This window comes from Pseudomonas sp. KH_046_1, assembly GCF_057839025.1.
The window spans coordinates 1630270-1645323 of sequence record NZ_CM174481.1 but is presented as its reverse complement, the minus strand read 5'-3'; the positions used below and the strand labels follow the sequence as shown (position 1 = coordinate 1645323).

Here is a 15054-nt window from a genome sequence, read left to right as displayed (position 1 = left end):
AAAAGCGTCCGTATTCAGAGCGTGCAGGATACCGCGATCAGATCTTCAGCACGCCACAAATCCCTTGTGGGAGCGAGCCTGCTCGCGATGAGGGCGTGTCAGTCAACATCTAACTAACCTGACACACCGCTATCGCGAGCAGGCTCGCTCCCACAGGGAAATGTGTATGCCCTGAAATAACAAACCCGGCACTTGGCCGGGTTTGTTGTTTCTGCGCGGAGTTACTCCACTGCGACCTGCAAGGCACGCTGAGCACTGCGCTTGTTCTTGATGACGTAGCAGACCCACATGAACACCAGCCACACCGGAATCGCATACACCGATGTCTGAATCCCCGGAATCAACAGCATCACACCAAGGACGAACACCACGAACGCCAGGCAGATGTAGTTGCCGTACGGGTACCACAGGGCCTTGAACAGCGGCGTCTGCTTGGTCTTGTTCATGTGCTGGCGGAACTTGAAGTGCGAGTAGCTGATCATCGCCCAGTTGATCACCAGGGTGGCCACCACCAGCGACATCAGCAGTTCCAGCGCGTTTTGCGGGATCAGGTAGTTCAGCAACACCGCGATCAGGGTCACGGCGGCCGAGGCCAGGATCGAACGCACCGGCACGCCGCGCTTGTCGATCTTCGCCAGGCCCTTCGGCGCGTCGCCCTGCTCGGCCATGCCCAGCAGCATGCGGCTGTTGCAGTAGGTGCCGCTGTTGTACACCGACAACGCCGCGGTCAGGACCACGAAGTTAAGGATGTGCGCGGCGGTGTTGCTGCCCAGCATCGAGAACACTTGCACGAACGGGCTGCCGCTATAGGAATCACCGGAGGCGTTCAGGGTGGTCAGCAAGCTGTCCCACGGCGTCAACGACAGCAGGATGACCAGGGCACCGATGTAGAAAATCAGGATCCGGTAGATCACCTGGTTGATGGCTTTCGGGATCACGGTTTTCGGCTTGTCAGCCTCGGCTGCGGTGAAACCGAGCATTTCCAGGCCACCGAAGGAAAACATGATGAAAGCCATGGCCATCACCAGACCGCTGACACCGTTCGGGAAGAAGCCACCGTGGGACCACAGGTTGCTGACCGCCGCTTGCGGGCCGCCATTGCCGCTGACCAGCAGGTAGCTGCCCAGGGCAATCATGCCGACGATCGCCACGACCTTGATGATCGCGAACCAGAACTCGGCCTCGCCAAAGACTTTGACGTTGGCCAGGTTGATCGCATTGATCAGCACGAAGAAGGCAGCTGCGGAGACCCAGGTCGGGATGTCCGGCGCCCAGTAGTGGATGTATTTGCCGACCGCGGTCAGCTCGGACATGCCCACCAGAATGTACAGGATCCAGCAGTTCCAGCCCGACAGGAAGCCGGCAAAGCCGCCCCAGTACTTGTGCGCAAAATGGCTGAAGGAGCCGGCCACCGGATCTTCGACGATCATTTCGCCCAGTTGGCGCATGATCATGAAGGCGATGAAGCCGCAGATGGCGTAGCCGAGGATCATCGACGGGCCGGCGGATTTGAGTACCCCGGCCGAGCCGAGGAACAAGCCGGTACCGATCGCGCCACCGAGGGCGATCAGTTGAATGTGGCGATTTTTCAGGCCGCGTTTCAGCTCGCCTGATTGCGGGTTTTGTCCACTCATGAAAAGGGTCTCACGCAAGGTTTGATGATGTTCAGTAGACGTTGCTGCTCAAGAAAGGCGTTAAGCGGCACCGATCAAACCCCAGCGCAGGCACCAGGAGTTCAGCGTAATTACAACGGTCATGCGTCACCTGTTTGTTTTTATCTGTGACGAAATCGAACCCGACACGCTCGTGACGCGACGGAGTGAACAAGGCGGATAGCCTTGAGGTTTGCGCAGATGCGCAGGAGGTCACAGGTAAAACGCGGCGCATTGTACACCCGTAACCCCCTGCTGCCAGACCCGCTGGACAAGCGTGTCTATGGCCGGGATTGCCTGTGTCCGCCCCGAGAGTCTCGGGCGGCTGCAAAAAATGGGTCAGATCCTTGCGGATCATCGACGGGAAAGGCAGGAAAACTGCCTCTCGCAGAGAGATGGAGATGGAATACGGCGTTCATTGCGCCTCCTTTTTGTTATGCACCTGCACGACAGGCATGGCGCGCATAACACCCTGCATGGAGCGGTGAAACAAGCGGGTTAGAGGGATTGAATGGGGAAGGAAGGCGCTGATGCGTAAGCGTTTTCTTACGGCATCCAGGAAGTGGCGAATCCACGGGGTTAATCGGTGGATTTTGTCAGGTTTTCTTTACAGGCCGTAACATCGGGTTTCCATTCGGGAGAGTGTGGTGTTGCCGCTATCGCCTTCGCGGGCAAGCCCGCTCCCACAATGGTCCGCATTTCAACCGAACAACTCCGTCCCCTGTGGGAGCGGCGGTGCGGCGATCCGACTTGCCCGCGAAGGCGGCCTCAAAAACAACACAGACATAAAACCAGCCCAAAAAAACGCCAACCCGAAGGTTGGCGTTTTTATGAAGCGTTCAGCCGGTTATTCCGGCTTGCGACGACCAAAGCCCGGACGCTGGCCGGAACCGGCCGGTGCGCCACGGCGCTTGCCCGATGGCGCATCACCGTCGACCAGTTTGATCCCCGGACGCTTCGGCGCAGGCTTGGCCGGACGCTTGGTGTCGGCCGGGCGATCGGCTACCGGCGTACCACGACCTTCGCCACGCTCGGTACGGCCATTGGCCGGACGTGGCGTGCGTGGACCGCGTTCGCCGTCCTGACGGGCGGCTGGCTTACGCCCTGGACGCTCGCCTTCGATCTGCGGTTCGCGGCTGGCACGAGGTGCGGCAGGTGCGGCGACTGCGCCAGTGGCCGGACGCAGGGTCCGCACGCGCTCGGTCTTGGCCATCGGACGCGACGACTTGCGCTGCATCCGGTCAAGCTTGTCCTTGCTCTTGGCGTTCATCTGCGGCATCGCGACCGGCGTCAGGCCGACCTCGGCACTCAGGATGTCGACTTCGTACTGACTCATTTCGCGCCAGCGGCCCATCGGCAGGTCCGAGTTGAGGAACACCGGGCCGAAACGCACGCGCTTCAGACGGCTGACCACCAGGCCCTGGGATTCCCACAGGCGACGAACTTCGCGGTTACGACCTTCCATCACCACGCAGTGATACCAGTGGTTGAAACCTTCACCGCCTGGTGCCTGCTTGATGTCGGTGAACTTGGCCGGGCCATCTTCAAGGACCACGCCAGCCTTCAAACGCTCGATCATCTCGTCATCGACTTCGCCGCGCACACGTACCGCGTATTCACGGTCCATTTCGTAGGAAGGGTGCATCAGGCGGTTGGCCAGCTCACCGTCGGTGGTGAACATCAGCAGACCGGTGGTGTTGATGTCCAGGCGACCGATGTTGATCCAGCGACCCTCTTTAGGGCGCGGCATCTTGTCGAACACGGTCGGGCGGCCTTCCGGGTCGACACGGGTGCAGATCTCGCCGTCGGGCTTGTTGTACATGATCACGCGGCGCACCGACTCGGCGGCCTCTTCGCGCTTGATCACCTTGCCATCGATGGTGATGGCGTCGTGCATGTCGACGCGCTGGCCAAGGGTGGCGTCTTTGCCGTTGACCTTGATGCGGCCGTGGCTGATCCAGGCTTCCACGTCACGGCGCGAGCCGACGCCGATACGGGCGAGGACTTTCTGCAGTTTTTCGCCTGCTGGGCCGATTGGCTGGTCGTCTTGCTGGTCTTTGATACTCATCTGGGCACCTCCCGGTGTGGTCTGAAAACTGGGTACTTGGGCGAAGGGATCGCCGAAGGGTCGCGAATCATACGCGCATGAGGACGTTTGCGCATCAGAGACTAGCTGATCAAGGCAAGGTTATTTGTTTTTCCGCTGGCCGGTGGTTCGCAGTCTTCCGGCGAGCACAAAACCCTGTGGGAGCGAGCTTGCTCGCGATAGCGATGGATCAGTCACCTTGATATTGAATGTACTGCCGTCATCGCGAGCAAGCTCGCTCCCACAGGGTCCGTGTCAATCTTCAAGTTCGCGGCGTTCTGCTTCGATGGCCTCGGCCAGGGCCTGGGCTTCGGCTTCTTCGTCCGACAGTTCCGGCTCGGGTTTCGGCTGTTCGAGGGCGGCAACCGCGGCCAGGAGTTTTTCCCGGGCTTCGGCAACGCCGAGGATGTCGTCGTCCTGCTCCGGCTCGATTTCGGGTTCTGGCTCGCCTTCCGGTTCAGGCTCGGGCTGTGCCGCTTCGACTTCTGGCTCGATAACCGGTTGCTCCGGATCGAACTCAGGCGGCGCGCCATCACGCAACAAGTCGTCGAAGTCGGTCTTGATCCCCTCTTCCATACTGTCCAGTTCCAGCAACAGCGTGTGGAAACTGGTCTCTTCCTTGGGCTCTTCCGGCTCGGCGCTGGCATCGGCCAACGCTTGCAGCCCGGCGGGTACGGGAGCGTCGTCGAAATCGAGCACCGGATCCGGCTCCAGCTCGCGCAGTTCCGCCAGCGGCGGCAGGTCGTCGAGGTTCTTCAGGTTGAAGTGATCGAGGAATGCCTTGGTGGTGGCGAACATCGCCGGTTTGCCGGGCACGTCGCGGTAGCCGACGATGCGGATCCACTCGCGCTCCATCAAGGTCTTGACGATGTTGCTGTTGACCGCCACGCCCCGCACGTCTTCGATTTCGCCACGGGTGATCGGCTGGCGATAGGCAATCAGGGCCATGGTTTCCAGCATGGCCCGGGAGTAACGCTGCGGGCGCTCTTCCCACAGGCGCCCGACCCACGGCGCAAACTTCTCGCGAATCTGCAGGCGATACCCCGAGGCCACTTCCTTGAGTTCAAACGCGCGGCCATCGCAGGACTTGGCGAGAATCGTCAGGGCCTTCTTGAAGACCGGCGGTTCCGGGCGCTCGCCTTCCTCGAAGAGTTCGAACAGGCTTTCCAGAGATTGCGGTTTTCCCGAGGCCAACAGAAAGGCTTCAAGCAAGGGTGCCAGATCACGGGGTTCAGTCAGGTTCATGTTTCGACTCGTTATTCGGCTCGGGCTCGCACGTGGATCGCGGCAAATGGCTCATTCTGCACCAGCTCGACCAGCGATTCCTTGACCAATTCAAGGATCGCCATGAAGGTCACCACCACCCCCAGGCGCCCTTCTTCAGCGGTGAACAGCTCGACAAACGGCACGAAACCGCCGCCCTTGAGGCGTTCCAGCACATCGCTCATGCGTTCGCGGGTCGACAGCGCCTCGCGGCTGACCTGATGGCTTTCGAACATGTCGCCACGGCGCAAGACCTCGGCCATCGACAGCAGCAACTCGGAAAGACGCACGTCTGGTAGCAGCTTGCGCGCCCGGGCCTCCGGAGCGTCAAGCTTGGGCACCACCACATCACGACCGACGCGACTCAGGCCGTCGATGCCTTCGGCGGCAGCCTTGAAACGCTCGTACTCCTGCAAGCGGCGGATCAGTTCGGCGCGCGGGTCTTCCTCTTCGTCTTCGACGGTTTCGGCCCGTGGCAGCAGCATCCGCGACTTGATCTCGGCCAGCATCGCGGCCATCACCAGGTATTCGGCGGCCAGTTCCAGGCGCACCGACTGCATCAACTCGACGTAGCCCATGTACTGGCGAGTGATTTCCGCCACCGGGATGTCGAGGATGTTGATGTTCTGTTTGCGGATCAGATACAGCAGCAGGTCGAGCGGGCCTTCGAACGCCTCGAGAAAGACCTCGAGGGCATCCGGCGGGATGTACAGGTCCAGCGGCATTTCCATGACCGCCTGGCCATAGACCATGGCGAAGGGCAGCTCCTGCTGGGCTCCGGCCTGACTGTCGACGGGCTCTACTGCGGACATTTAGGCCTCGACCATGAACGGCGCAGGGTCGCCGCAACCAACGCGAATGACTTCCGGCTCGCCGTCGGCGAGGCTGATCACGGTGGACGCCTTGATCCCGCCGAAACCGCCGTCGATGATCAGATCGACCTGGTGTTCGAGCAACTGGCGCATTTCGTGCGGGTCGCTCAACGGATCTTCATCGCCAGGCATGATCAGGGTCACGCTCATCAACGGTTCGCCCAGTTCAGCCAGCAGCGCCAGGGCAATCGGGTGGCTCGGCACACGCAGGCCGATGGTGCGTTTCTTCGGGTGCAACAACAGCCGCGGTACTTCGCGGGTGGCGTTGAGAATGAAGGTATACGGTCCCGGCAGATGGGCCTTGAGAATTCGGAACGTGCCGGTGTCGATCTTGGCGAACAGGCCCAGTTGCGACAGGTCGCTGCAGATCAGCGCGAAGTTGTGTTTTTCATCCAGCTGTCGCAGGCGCCGAACGCGCTCCACGGCCACCTTGTCGCCGATCTGGCAACCTATGGCGTAGGAAGAGTCCGTGGGATAAATCACCACCCCGCCCTTGCGGATGATTTCGACTGCCTGTTTGATCAGGCGCGCTTGCGGGTTTTCCGGATGAATCTGGAAAAATTGACTCACATTCTCTACCTGTTCAGACGGCGGCAATAACTGGGTCATGTTTGAATCGACACCATAGCGGCGGCAGATCCTCCGGGAGTGGCCGGTATTCACCGATCTCCGACCAGCCTCCAGGGCCATGAAAATCACTGCCGGCGCTGACCAGCAGACCGAACTCGCGGGCCAGAATGGCCAAGCTGCCCACTTGCTCGGCAGGCTGGTAACCATTGACCACTTCGATGGCGTGGCCCCCCGCTTGAATATAGTCGGCAATCAGACGACGGCGCTTGCTTCGGGTGAATTCGTAGTGCCAAGGGTGTGCCAGGCTGACCCAGGCCTTGGCTGCGCGCAGGGTTTCGACGGTTTCTTCCAGGGTCGGCCAGTGTTGCTTGACGTCACCCAGCTTGCCGGCGCCCAGCCATTTGCGGAACGCCTCGGCGCGATCCTTGACGAAACCTTCACGCACCATCCAGTCGGCGAAATGCGGGCGGGCCGGCGCATTGCCGCTGTCGCCCAGTTCCTGCTGGATCTCTCGGGCGCCATCCAGCGCCCCCGGCATGCCTTTGAGCGCCAGTTTGCGGCTGATTTCCTCGGAACGTAGCCAGCGGCCATCATGCAATCTGGCGATGGCCTCGACCAACGGCGCGGCGTTCACGTCAAAACCGTAGCCCAGGACATGAATGGTTGCGCCGCCCCAGGTGCAGGACAATTCGACGCCATTGACCAGTTGCATTCCCAGCGCGGTGGCCGCGTGCCGGGCCTCGTCGAGGCCCTCAAGGGTGTCGTGATCGGTCAAGGCCAGGACTCGCACGCCTTTCTCGAACGCCCGCGCCACCAGAACCGCAGGCGCCAGGGCGCCATCGGAGGCCGTGCTATGGCAGTGCAAATCAACATTCACAGGGCTTTGTAACCTCAAATCAGCTGGCGCTATCGCGCGCCCATATGTTTGTTATTATGCCGCCACATCCTGCTTCTGGCTGCCACTGTGAAACAATTCATCGATTTCATCCCGCTCCTGCTGTTTTTCATCGTCTTCAAAATCGACCCACGGGTCGTCGACATCGCCGGTCATGAGGTCACTGTAGGCGGTATCTACAGCGCCACCGCGATGCTGATCGTCAGTTCCCTGGCGGTCTACGGCACACTGTTCATCAAGCAGCGCAAGCTGGAGAAGAGCCAGTGGCTGACCCTGATCGCCTGCCTGGTCTTCGGCAGCCTGACCCTGGCGTTCCACAGCGAGACGTTCCTGAAGTGGAAAGCCCCGGTGGTCAACTGGCTGTTCGCCCTGGCGTTCATCGGCAGCCACTTCGTCGGGGACAGCCTGCTGATCAAACGCATCATGGGTCACGCGCTGACCCTGCCGGAGCCGGTGTGGACGCGCCTGAACATCGCCTGGATCGCCTTCTTCCTGTTTTGCGGTGCCGCCAACCTGTTTGTCGCGTTCACCTTCCAGAGCTACTGGGTCGACTTCAAGGTCTTCGGCAGCCTGGGCATGACTTTGCTGTTCCTGGTCGGCCAGGGCATCTACCTGTCCCGCCATCTGCACGACGCCGATACCACATCGCCTAAAACCGAGGACTGACATGCTTTACGCAATCATTGCCACAGACGTCGCCAACTCCCTGGAAGCCCGCCTGGCCGCACGGCCTGCACACCTCGAGCGCCTGCAACTGCTCAAGGGCGAAGGTCGCATCGTATTGGCCGGCCCACACCCGGCGATCGACAGCAATGATCCGGGCGCTGCGGGTTTCACCGGCAGCCTGATCGTCGCCGAATTCGACTCCCTGAGCGCTGCCCAGGCCTGGGCCGACGCCGATCCGTACATCGCCGCAGGCGTCTACGCCAACGTGCTGGTCAAGCCGTTCAAGCAAGTCCTTCCGTAACTTTCTTCTTTCAACTGCCCCCACGCGCTGAACCATATCGGTTCATCGCGTTCTCAATCGCTCATTATTCTCGTTTGCCGGCCGACAACTTCCCCAATACTCGTATTGGAACCAGGAGTCGCCATGCGCAAGGGTCCGTTGTGTCTGATGTTGGTCACGTTGTCGATCGGGGCGCCCGCCCACGGTGAAGAATACGCCGAGGGTGGCAATTCGACGCCTCTGTCCTTGAGCGCCGGCAGCCAGATCACCGAGCTGCAGCAACGCTTGAAAGAAAGCGAACGGCAACGGGAAGATCTGAACAAACAATTGCAAACTGCCGAGAGCGAACGCGAAAGCCCGCTGCTGGCCCGGTTGCGCCAGGAGAACCAGCGTTTGAAGCTGCAACTCAAGGAAGCCCAGGCCAGCAGTCCGCTGCCGCGCCTGCTGACCGACCAGCAACAATGGTTCGTCATTGGCGCCGGGGTAGCGCTATTGGCTCTGCTCTGCGGTATCTTCGCCAGTGGAGCAAGTCGAAAACGTCGACAATGGCTAAATTGAGTGAGTCATGAGCGAGCTGTTACTTATTGATGATGACCAGGAACTGTGTGAGCTCCTGAGCAGTTGGCTGAGCCAGGAAGGGTTTCAGGTACGTGCCTGTCACGACGGCCAGAGCGCACGCCGCGCGCTGGCCGAAACCGCCCCGGCGGCCGTAGTGCTGGATGTGATGTTGCCCGATGGCAGCGGCCTGGAACTGCTCAAGCAGTTGCGCAGCGACCACCCGGATTTGCCGGTGCTGATGCTCTCGGCCCGGGGCGAGCCCCTGGACCGTATCCTCGGCCTGGAGCTCGGCGCCGACGATTACCTGGCCAAACCCTGCGATCCACGGGAACTGACCGCCCGCCTGCGCGCAGTCCTGCGCCGTAGCCACCCGGCAGCGGTGTCCAGCCAGATGCAACTGGGCGACCTGTGTTTCAGCCCGGTGCGCGGTGTGGTCAGCATCGACGAACAGGAATTCACCCTCACCGTCTCCGAAAGCCGCCTGCTGGAAGCCTTGCTCAAGCAACCCGGCGAACCCCTGGACAAACAGGAACTGGCGCAGATCGCCCTCGGCCGCAAGCTGACCCTGTACGACCGCAGCCTGGACATGCATGTCAGCAACCTGCGCAAGAAGATCGGCCCACACCCCGATGGCCGACCGCGCATCGTTGCCCTGCGCAGCCGCGGCTATTACTACAGCCTCTGAACCCCGTAGGAGCTGCCGCTTTGTCAGGTCAGCCGAAAATCATGTTTACCAAAGCTTTACCCTCCGCTGACCGCCGCTGACCTTGATCTGCGTAATCTGTACTCATCCGGAACGTACCGGGAACGAGACAAGGAGATACACCATGCGCAAGACTCTTATCGCTCTGATGTTCGCTGCTGCCCTGCCGACCGTTGCCATGGCCATGCCTGAAGGCGCTGGCCCCATGGATGGGTCGATGGACGGTTCGCGCCACGGCGGTCAGATGCACGGCATGCACGGCAAAGGCCCGTACAGTGAACTGGACCTGAGCCGCGAACAGCGCGAGCAGATCCGTAAGATCATGGGCGAGCAGATGCACGAGCGTAAGCAACTGGTCGATAAGTACCTGGAGAAGCTCTCGCCAGCCGACCAGAAAGCCATGAAGGACGAGATGGCCGCCAACCACAAGAAAGCTGAAGCGGACGTGCGCGCCTTGCTGAAACCGGATCAACAGAAGAAATTCGACGAGATCCAGAAAAAACAAGCTGAACGCCGCGCCGAGTGGACCGAGTTCAAGGCCTGGAAAGCGCAACAACCGCAAAAGGCGCAATAATGCACTAACCCCGGGCCCAACGGTTTTCACCGCTGGGCCTGACACCACACAATTCACTGTGGGAGCGAGCCTGCTCGCGATAGCGTCAGCACGTTCAACATCAACGTGACTGAAAAACCGCCATCGCGAGCAGGCTCGCTCCCACATGGATTTGTGATCGTTCGAGGATTTTCCGTGCGTTCATTGTTCTGGCGTATCCTGGCCAGCTTCTGGCTGGCCATCGCTCTGGTTGCAGGGCTTTCCATCCTGCTCGGGCACATGCTCAACCAGGACGCCTGGATTCTCAGCCGCCACCCGGGCCTCAACACGCTGGCCGAAGAGTGGACGCAAACCTACGAAAGCCAGGGTGAAGACGCCGCCCAGGACATTCTCCAGCAACGCAAACGCCAGTATCACATCGACGTTCAGGTGCTTAACGAAAGCGGCGATCCGGTGGTGCGCGGTACCTTTCCCAAACGTGCGGCGGCCTTTGAGGCGCGCCAGAACAAGGATGACCGGCGCCTGCCATGGCGGCGTCTGACCGATGAGTTCACCAGCGAAAAAACCGGTGACACCTACCTGTTCATCTACCGCATCCCGCATCCGGAACTGAACGCCTGGCACCGCGAGAGCCTGCTCTGGCCGCTGAGTGCCCTGGGAATTGCCCTGGTGGTGCTGACCCTGTTCAGCCTGCTGGTGACCTTTTCCATCACTCGCCCGCTCAGCCGTCTGCGTGGCGCGGTGCATGACCTGGGACAGACCACGTATCAACAGAACAGCCTGGTCAAGCTGGCCAACCGTCGCGATGAGTTCGGCGTCCTGGCCAACGACTTCAACCGCATGGGCGCGCGCCTGCAAAGCCTGATTGGCAGTCAGCGACAACTGCTGCGGGATGTGTCCCACGAACTGCGCTCACCCCTCGCCCGTCTGCGTATCGCGCTGGCGTTGGCCGAACGGGCCACTCCGCAAGAACGGGAACAGTTGTGGCCGCGCCTGACCCGCGAGTGCGACCGACTGGAAGCGCTGATCAGCGAAATCCTGGTACTGGCGCGGGTCGACTCCGATAACGCCAGTGCCGAAGAGGTGGACCTGAACACCTTGCTCAATAGCCTGCAAAAGGATGCGCAACTCGGTTCACCCGAGCAACTGGTCCACCTCGAAGCCGAATCGCAACTGAATCTGAAGGGCTGGCCGACCATGATCGAACGGGCCGTGGACAATTTGCTGCGCAACGCCCAGCGTTTCAATCCGGTGGGTGGCCTACCGATCGAAATGCAGGCGTTGCGTCAGGGGGAGCGGATCGTTGTGACCGTGCGCGATCACGGGCCGGGGGTCAGTGCCGAATATTTGAACCAGCTCGGTGAGCCGTTCTATCGGGCGCCGGGGCAGACCGCGGCCGGACATGGCCTGGGCTTGGCCATCGCCCGGCGCGCGGCGGAGCGACATGGCGGCAGCCTGGTGCTGGCCAATCACCCGGAAGGCGGGTTTATTGCCAGCCTGGAATTGCCGTTGGTGCCGGGGGCTGTGGTTCAGCCCTGAACCGTTGTGGGAGCGGGCCTGCTCGCGAAGGCGGTGTGTCAGGCAATATTGATGTCGACTGACACGACCTCTTCGCGAGCAGGCCCGCTCCCACAGGTTATTCGGTGTCAGGCTTTACCGGGCCAGGCGCTGACGAATTCGGCCAGGTCGACTTTCTCGGCCACTCGCGGTTCTTTCTGCGGCGTGCCCAGATACAGGAAGGCAATCACCTCTTCCCCCTCAGCCAAACCCAAGCCCTTGGCCACATGGGCCGAGTAAGCCAGGTCACCGGTACGCCACACAGCGCCAATGCCCTGCGCATAGGCCGCGAGCAAAATCCCGTGGGCCGCGCAGCCTGCCGCCAGCAACTGCTCGGACTTCGGATATTTGACGTGATCCTGCACGCGAGCGATCACCACTACCACCAACGGTGCCCGCAGCGGACCATTGCGCGCCTTGTCGATGGCCGCTTCGCCGACTTCGCTGTCTTGCAATTTCGCCGCTTCGGCCAGCAACTCGCCCATTTGCTCACGCGCCGCGCCTTCCACTGTCAGGAAACGCCAAGGCTGCAAGTGACCGTGATCCGGGGCGCGCATGGCGGCGCCAAACAGCACCTCGCGCTGCTCGGCAGTGGGTGCAGGGTCAATCAGTCGTGGAACGGAAACACGGTTGAGCAAAGCGTCGAGAGCCTGCATCGGCCACCTCCTGAAAATTTGTGCGGCTATTCTAGCTGTAACTGTCGCAGCAGTGCCGGTTTACATGCCCTGCCCCGCAGGTAGAATGGCGCCCTTTCCACTATCAGCCGAGCGGACCTCATGGCGTTGCCGACCTTACGGATCATTGGTTTCATCATCGGCATCTTCCTGATCACGCTGGCGATCTCCATGGTCGTGCCCATGGCCACGCTGGTCATTTTCGACCGCACCAGCGATCTGCCGTCGTTCCTCTGGGCCAGCATGATCACCTTTGTCGCCGGTTTGGCGCTGGTGATTCCGGGGCGCCCCGAACACATTCACCTGCGCCCCCGGGACATGTACCTGCTGACCGTCAGCAGTTGGCTGGTGGTGTGCATCTTCGCCGCGCTGCCGTTCCTGCTGACCCAGCACATCAGCTACACCGATTCATTCTTCGAAAGCATGTCCGGCATCACCGCCACTGGCGCGACCGTGCTCACCGGCCTGGACTCCATGTCCCCCGGCATCCTGATGTGGCGCTCGTTGCTGCACTGGATCGGCGGCATCGGCTTTATCGGCATGGCGGTGGCGATCCTGCCGCTGTTGCGCATCGGTGGCATGCGGCTGTTCCAGACCGAATCGTCGGACCGCTCGGAAAAAGTCATGCCCCGCTCACACATGGTGGCGCGGCTGATCGTGGCGGCCTACGTCGGCATTACCATTGTCGGCAGCCTGGCGTTCTGGTGGGCCGGAATGAGCCCGTTCGATGCAGTCAACCACGCGATGTCGGCGATTTCCACCGGCGGTTTCTCCACCTCCGACCAGTCTTTGGCCAAGTGGCCGGAGCCTGCGGTGCATTGGGTCGCGATCGTCATCATGATTCTCGGTGCCCTGCCGTTCACCCTGTATGTCGCCACGTTGCGTGGTAACCGTCGGGCGCTGATCAAGGATGAACAGGTTCAAGGCCTGCTGGGCATGCTGCTGGTGACCTGGCTGGTGCTCGGCACCTGGTATTGGTGGACTACCCAGCTGCATTGGCTGGAGGCGTTGCGGCATGTGGCGCTGAACGTGACGTCGGTAGTGACCACCACCGGTTTTGCACTGGGGGACTACAGCCTCTGGGGCAATTTCTCGCTGATGCTGTTCTTCTACCTGGGGTTTATCGGCGGTTGCTCCGGCTCGACCGCGGGCGGTATCAAGATTTTCCGCTTCCAGGTGGCCTATATCCTGCTCAAGGCCAACCTTAACCAGCTGATTCACCCGCGCGCGGTGATCAAGCAGAAGTACAACGGTCACCGCCTCGACGAAGAAATCGTGCGGTCGATCCTGACCTTTTCGTTCTTCTTTGCAATCACCATCTGTGTCATCGCACTGCTGCTGTCGCTGCTCGGCGTGGACTGGATGACCGCCCTCACTGGCGCAGCCAGTACCGTGTCCGGTGTCGGCCCGGGGCTCGGCGAAACCATCGGCCCGGCGGGCAACTTCGCCACCCTGCCGGATGCCGCCAAGTGGATTCTCTCCTTCGGCATGTTGCTGGGCCGGCTGGAGATCATTACGGTGTTTGTGCTTTGTATTCCGGCATTTTGGCGTCATTGACCGCTTCAGCTGATTGCATCAGCCGCATCCGGTACTCGCCGGGTGTGGCATCGAACCAGCGGCGGAAAGCACGGAAAAAGTTGCTCGGATCGGCAAACCCCAGCAAGTAGGCAATTTCCAGCAAGGTCATGCTCGGTTGCGCCAGATACTGCTCGGCCAGCTCACGCCGGGTATCGTCCAGCAGCGCCTGAAAACTCGTGCCCTCTTCCTGCAAGCGCCGCTGCAAGGTGCGCTGGGACAGATGCAGCGTCTGCGCCACGGTGTCGCGCTTGGGCTCGCCTTGGGGCAGCAGACGGCACAACACCTGCCGCGCCTTGTGGGTCACGCGGCTTTCGGAAAAGCGCGCCAGGTATTCACCGGCAAAGCGGTCATGCAGCAACGCCATTGCCTCGTTGGCCGTCGGCAGCGGCGCTTCCATATCGGCGCGTTCGAAAATCAGTGCATCGTAAGGCGCGTTGAACACCAGCGGAGCATGGAAGGCTTGTCTATAGGGTTCCAGGTTGGCCGGCTCGGCACCTTGCAACAACACTTGGCGTGGTTGCAACGTACGCCCGGTCAACCAGCCGCACAGCGCCAAGGCACAGGCCATTGAAGCTTCGGCGCTTTGTCGGGTCGGCGGCAGATGGTCGCCATGCACCATCAGAATCAACGCGTAGCCTTCCTCCAGCAGCTGGAAACTCAGGTCGGCACTTTCGGCGATGATCCGCTGATAGCGCACCAGTCGCTGAAAGCCTTCGGCCAGGGTCTGGCTGGACATCAAGGCGTAACCGGTCACATGAAACTGCGCCGGTCGCACCACCTTGCCCATGTTCAGGCCGATGGCCGGGTTGCCGGACAGCTCGACCGCGCGCTGCCACAGCCGTGTCATGGAATCTTGCGGGAAGCGTGCATCCGGATCATCCAGTGCCGCGTAGTCGAGCCCCAGCTGTTTGAACAGAGCCCGGCAATCCAGGCCGTCCATCTCCAACGCTTTGACAATCCCCATCGCCCAGCTTGCAGAAGTCGTTCGTTCGCTCATGGCGTTTTCTTACATGGTGGCCGCATGCTACGGCTATTGACCGAAGGATACTAAAGTGGCGCCTATTGTCACTGGCTGATGCCATTGATCACTCTAGACTCAAATAAGCTACCCACAGAACAACTTGCAGCAAGAACAATAACCACAGAG

Annotated in this window: 15 protein-coding genes; 7 read left to right on the top strand and 8 right to left on the bottom strand. The window is 61.0% G+C overall.

Annotation, left to right across the window (positions count from 1 at the left end; genetic code table 11):
• Positions 1 to 221: 221 nt before the first annotated feature.
• From AC3IT9_RS07435 to AC3IT9_RS07410, 6 genes are all read right to left on the bottom strand, one after another.
• On the bottom strand, positions 222 to 1634 hold the full coding sequence (locus AC3IT9_RS07435) for an amino acid permease (RefSeq protein WP_150753451.1): 1413 nt from the start codon (positions 1632 to 1634) through the stop codon (positions 222 to 224).
• 865 nt (positions 1635 to 2499) lie between these two features.
• Complete coding sequence (gene rluB / locus AC3IT9_RS07430) at positions 2500 to 3720, bottom strand: 23S rRNA pseudouridine(2605) synthase RluB (protein ID WP_150753452.1); 1221 nt, start codon at positions 3718 to 3720, stop codon at positions 2500 to 2502.
• 273 nt (positions 3721 to 3993) lie between these two features.
• Complete coding sequence (scpB, locus tag AC3IT9_RS07425; protein ID WP_489272553.1) at positions 3994 to 4983, bottom strand: SMC-Scp complex subunit ScpB; 990 nt, start codon at positions 4981 to 4983, stop codon at positions 3994 to 3996.
• Positions 4984 to 4994: 11 nt separating this feature from the next.
• Positions 4995 to 5813 (bottom strand): segregation and condensation protein A, encoded by an 819-nt coding sequence (locus tag AC3IT9_RS07420; RefSeq protein WP_007984128.1) that lies wholly within the window; start codon positions 5811 to 5813, stop codon positions 4995 to 4997.
• Positions 5814 to 6443 (bottom strand): L-threonylcarbamoyladenylate synthase, encoded by a 630-nt coding sequence (locus AC3IT9_RS07415; protein ID WP_032829738.1) that lies wholly within the window; start codon positions 6441 to 6443, stop codon positions 5814 to 5816.
• Between the two features lie 13 nt (positions 6444 to 6456).
• Positions 6457 to 7320 carry a PHP domain-containing protein gene (locus AC3IT9_RS07410; protein WP_046037738.1) on the bottom strand — a complete coding sequence of 288 codons (864 nt, stop codon included), beginning with the start codon at positions 7318 to 7320 and terminating at the stop codon, positions 6457 to 6459.
• Between the two features lie 87 nt (positions 7321 to 7407).
• On the opposite strand from AC3IT9_RS07410, the gene AC3IT9_RS07405 reads away from it, so the two are divergent.
• From AC3IT9_RS07405 to AC3IT9_RS07380, 6 genes are all read left to right on the top strand, one after another.
• Positions 7408 to 8004: a septation protein A gene (locus tag AC3IT9_RS07405; protein WP_150724421.1), complete on the top strand. Its 597-nt coding sequence runs from the start codon at positions 7408 to 7410 to the stop codon at positions 8002 to 8004.
• Between the two features lies 1 nt (position 8005).
• Positions 8006 to 8305 carry a YciI family protein gene (locus AC3IT9_RS07400; RefSeq protein WP_489272552.1) on the top strand — a complete coding sequence of 100 codons (300 nt, stop codon included), beginning with the start codon at positions 8006 to 8008 and terminating at the stop codon, positions 8303 to 8305.
• A gap of 123 nt (positions 8306 to 8428) precedes the next feature.
• Entirely contained in the window at positions 8429 to 8842 is a 414-nt protein-coding gene (locus AC3IT9_RS07395; RefSeq protein WP_150724420.1) for an SH3 domain-containing protein, read from the top strand.
• Positions 8843 to 8849: 7 nt separating this feature from the next.
• Positions 8850 to 9527, top strand: coding sequence for a response regulator transcription factor (locus tag AC3IT9_RS07390; protein WP_150724419.1), 678 nt, complete (start codon positions 8850 to 8852; stop codon positions 9525 to 9527).
• Positions 9528 to 9669: 142 nt separating this feature from the next.
• On the top strand, positions 9670 to 10119 hold the full coding sequence (locus AC3IT9_RS07385; RefSeq protein WP_458370839.1) for a Spy/CpxP family protein refolding chaperone: 450 nt from the start codon (positions 9670 to 9672) through the stop codon (positions 10117 to 10119).
• Between the two features lie 174 nt (positions 10120 to 10293).
• A complete protein-coding gene (locus AC3IT9_RS07380) occupies positions 10294 to 11637 on the top strand; it encodes a sensor histidine kinase (RefSeq protein ID WP_489272551.1) in 1344 nt (447 codons plus the stop codon).
• Between the two features lie 107 nt (positions 11638 to 11744).
• On the opposite strand, the gene AC3IT9_RS07375 is transcribed toward AC3IT9_RS07380, so the two are convergent.
• Positions 11745 to 12311 (bottom strand): NAD(P)H nitroreductase, encoded by a 567-nt coding sequence (locus AC3IT9_RS07375; protein WP_489272550.1) that lies wholly within the window; start codon positions 12309 to 12311, stop codon positions 11745 to 11747.
• Positions 12312 to 12431: 120 nt separating this feature from the next.
• Here AC3IT9_RS07375 and AC3IT9_RS07370 point away from each other — a divergent pair, with 120 nt between their 5' ends.
• On the top strand, positions 12432 to 13886 hold the full coding sequence (locus AC3IT9_RS07370; protein WP_150756681.1) for a TrkH family potassium uptake protein: 1455 nt from the start codon (positions 12432 to 12434) through the stop codon (positions 13884 to 13886).
• Here the strand turns inward: AC3IT9_RS07370 and AC3IT9_RS07365 are convergent.
• A complete protein-coding gene (locus AC3IT9_RS07365; protein WP_489272549.1) occupies positions 13843 to 14904 on the bottom strand; it encodes an AraC family transcriptional regulator in 1062 nt (353 codons plus the stop codon). The genes AC3IT9_RS07370 and AC3IT9_RS07365 overlap by 44 nt on opposite strands.
• Positions 14905 to 15054 lie beyond the last annotated feature (150 nt).

Bases quoted from the DNA above. Each gene is read 5' to 3' on its own strand.
- scpB (WP_489272553.1), bottom strand. From the start codon at position 4,983: ATGAACCTGACTGAACCCCGTGATCTGGCACCCTTGCTTGAAGCCTTT.
- rluB (WP_150753452.1), bottom strand. From the start codon at position 3,720: ATGAGTATCAAAGACCAGCAAGACGACCAGCCAATCGGCCCAGCAGGC.
- AC3IT9_RS07365 (WP_489272549.1), bottom strand. From the start codon at position 14,904: ATGAGCGAACGAACGACTTCTGCAAGCTGGGCGATGGGGATTGTCAAA.
- AC3IT9_RS07435 (WP_150753451.1), bottom strand. From the start codon at position 1,634: ATGAGTGGACAAAACCCGCAATCAGGCGAGCTGAAACGCGGCCTGAAA.
- AC3IT9_RS07375 (WP_489272550.1), bottom strand. From the start codon at position 12,311: ATGCAGGCTCTCGACGCTTTGCTCAACCGTGTTTCCGTTCCACGACTG.
- AC3IT9_RS07390 (WP_150724419.1), top strand. From the start codon at position 8,850: ATGAGCGAGCTGTTACTTATTGATGATGACCAGGAACTGTGTGAGCTC.
- AC3IT9_RS07395 (WP_150724420.1), top strand. From the start codon at position 8,429: ATGCGCAAGGGTCCGTTGTGTCTGATGTTGGTCACGTTGTCGATCGGG.
- AC3IT9_RS07370 (WP_150756681.1), top strand. From the start codon at position 12,432: ATGGCGTTGCCGACCTTACGGATCATTGGTTTCATCATCGGCATCTTC.
- AC3IT9_RS07385 (WP_458370839.1), top strand. From the start codon at position 9,670: ATGCGCAAGACTCTTATCGCTCTGATGTTCGCTGCTGCCCTGCCGACC.
- AC3IT9_RS07400 (WP_489272552.1), top strand. From the start codon at position 8,006: ATGCTTTACGCAATCATTGCCACAGACGTCGCCAACTCCCTGGAAGCC.
- AC3IT9_RS07420 (WP_007984128.1), bottom strand. From the start codon at position 5,813: ATGTCCGCAGTAGAGCCCGTCGACAGTCAGGCCGGAGCCCAGCAGGAG.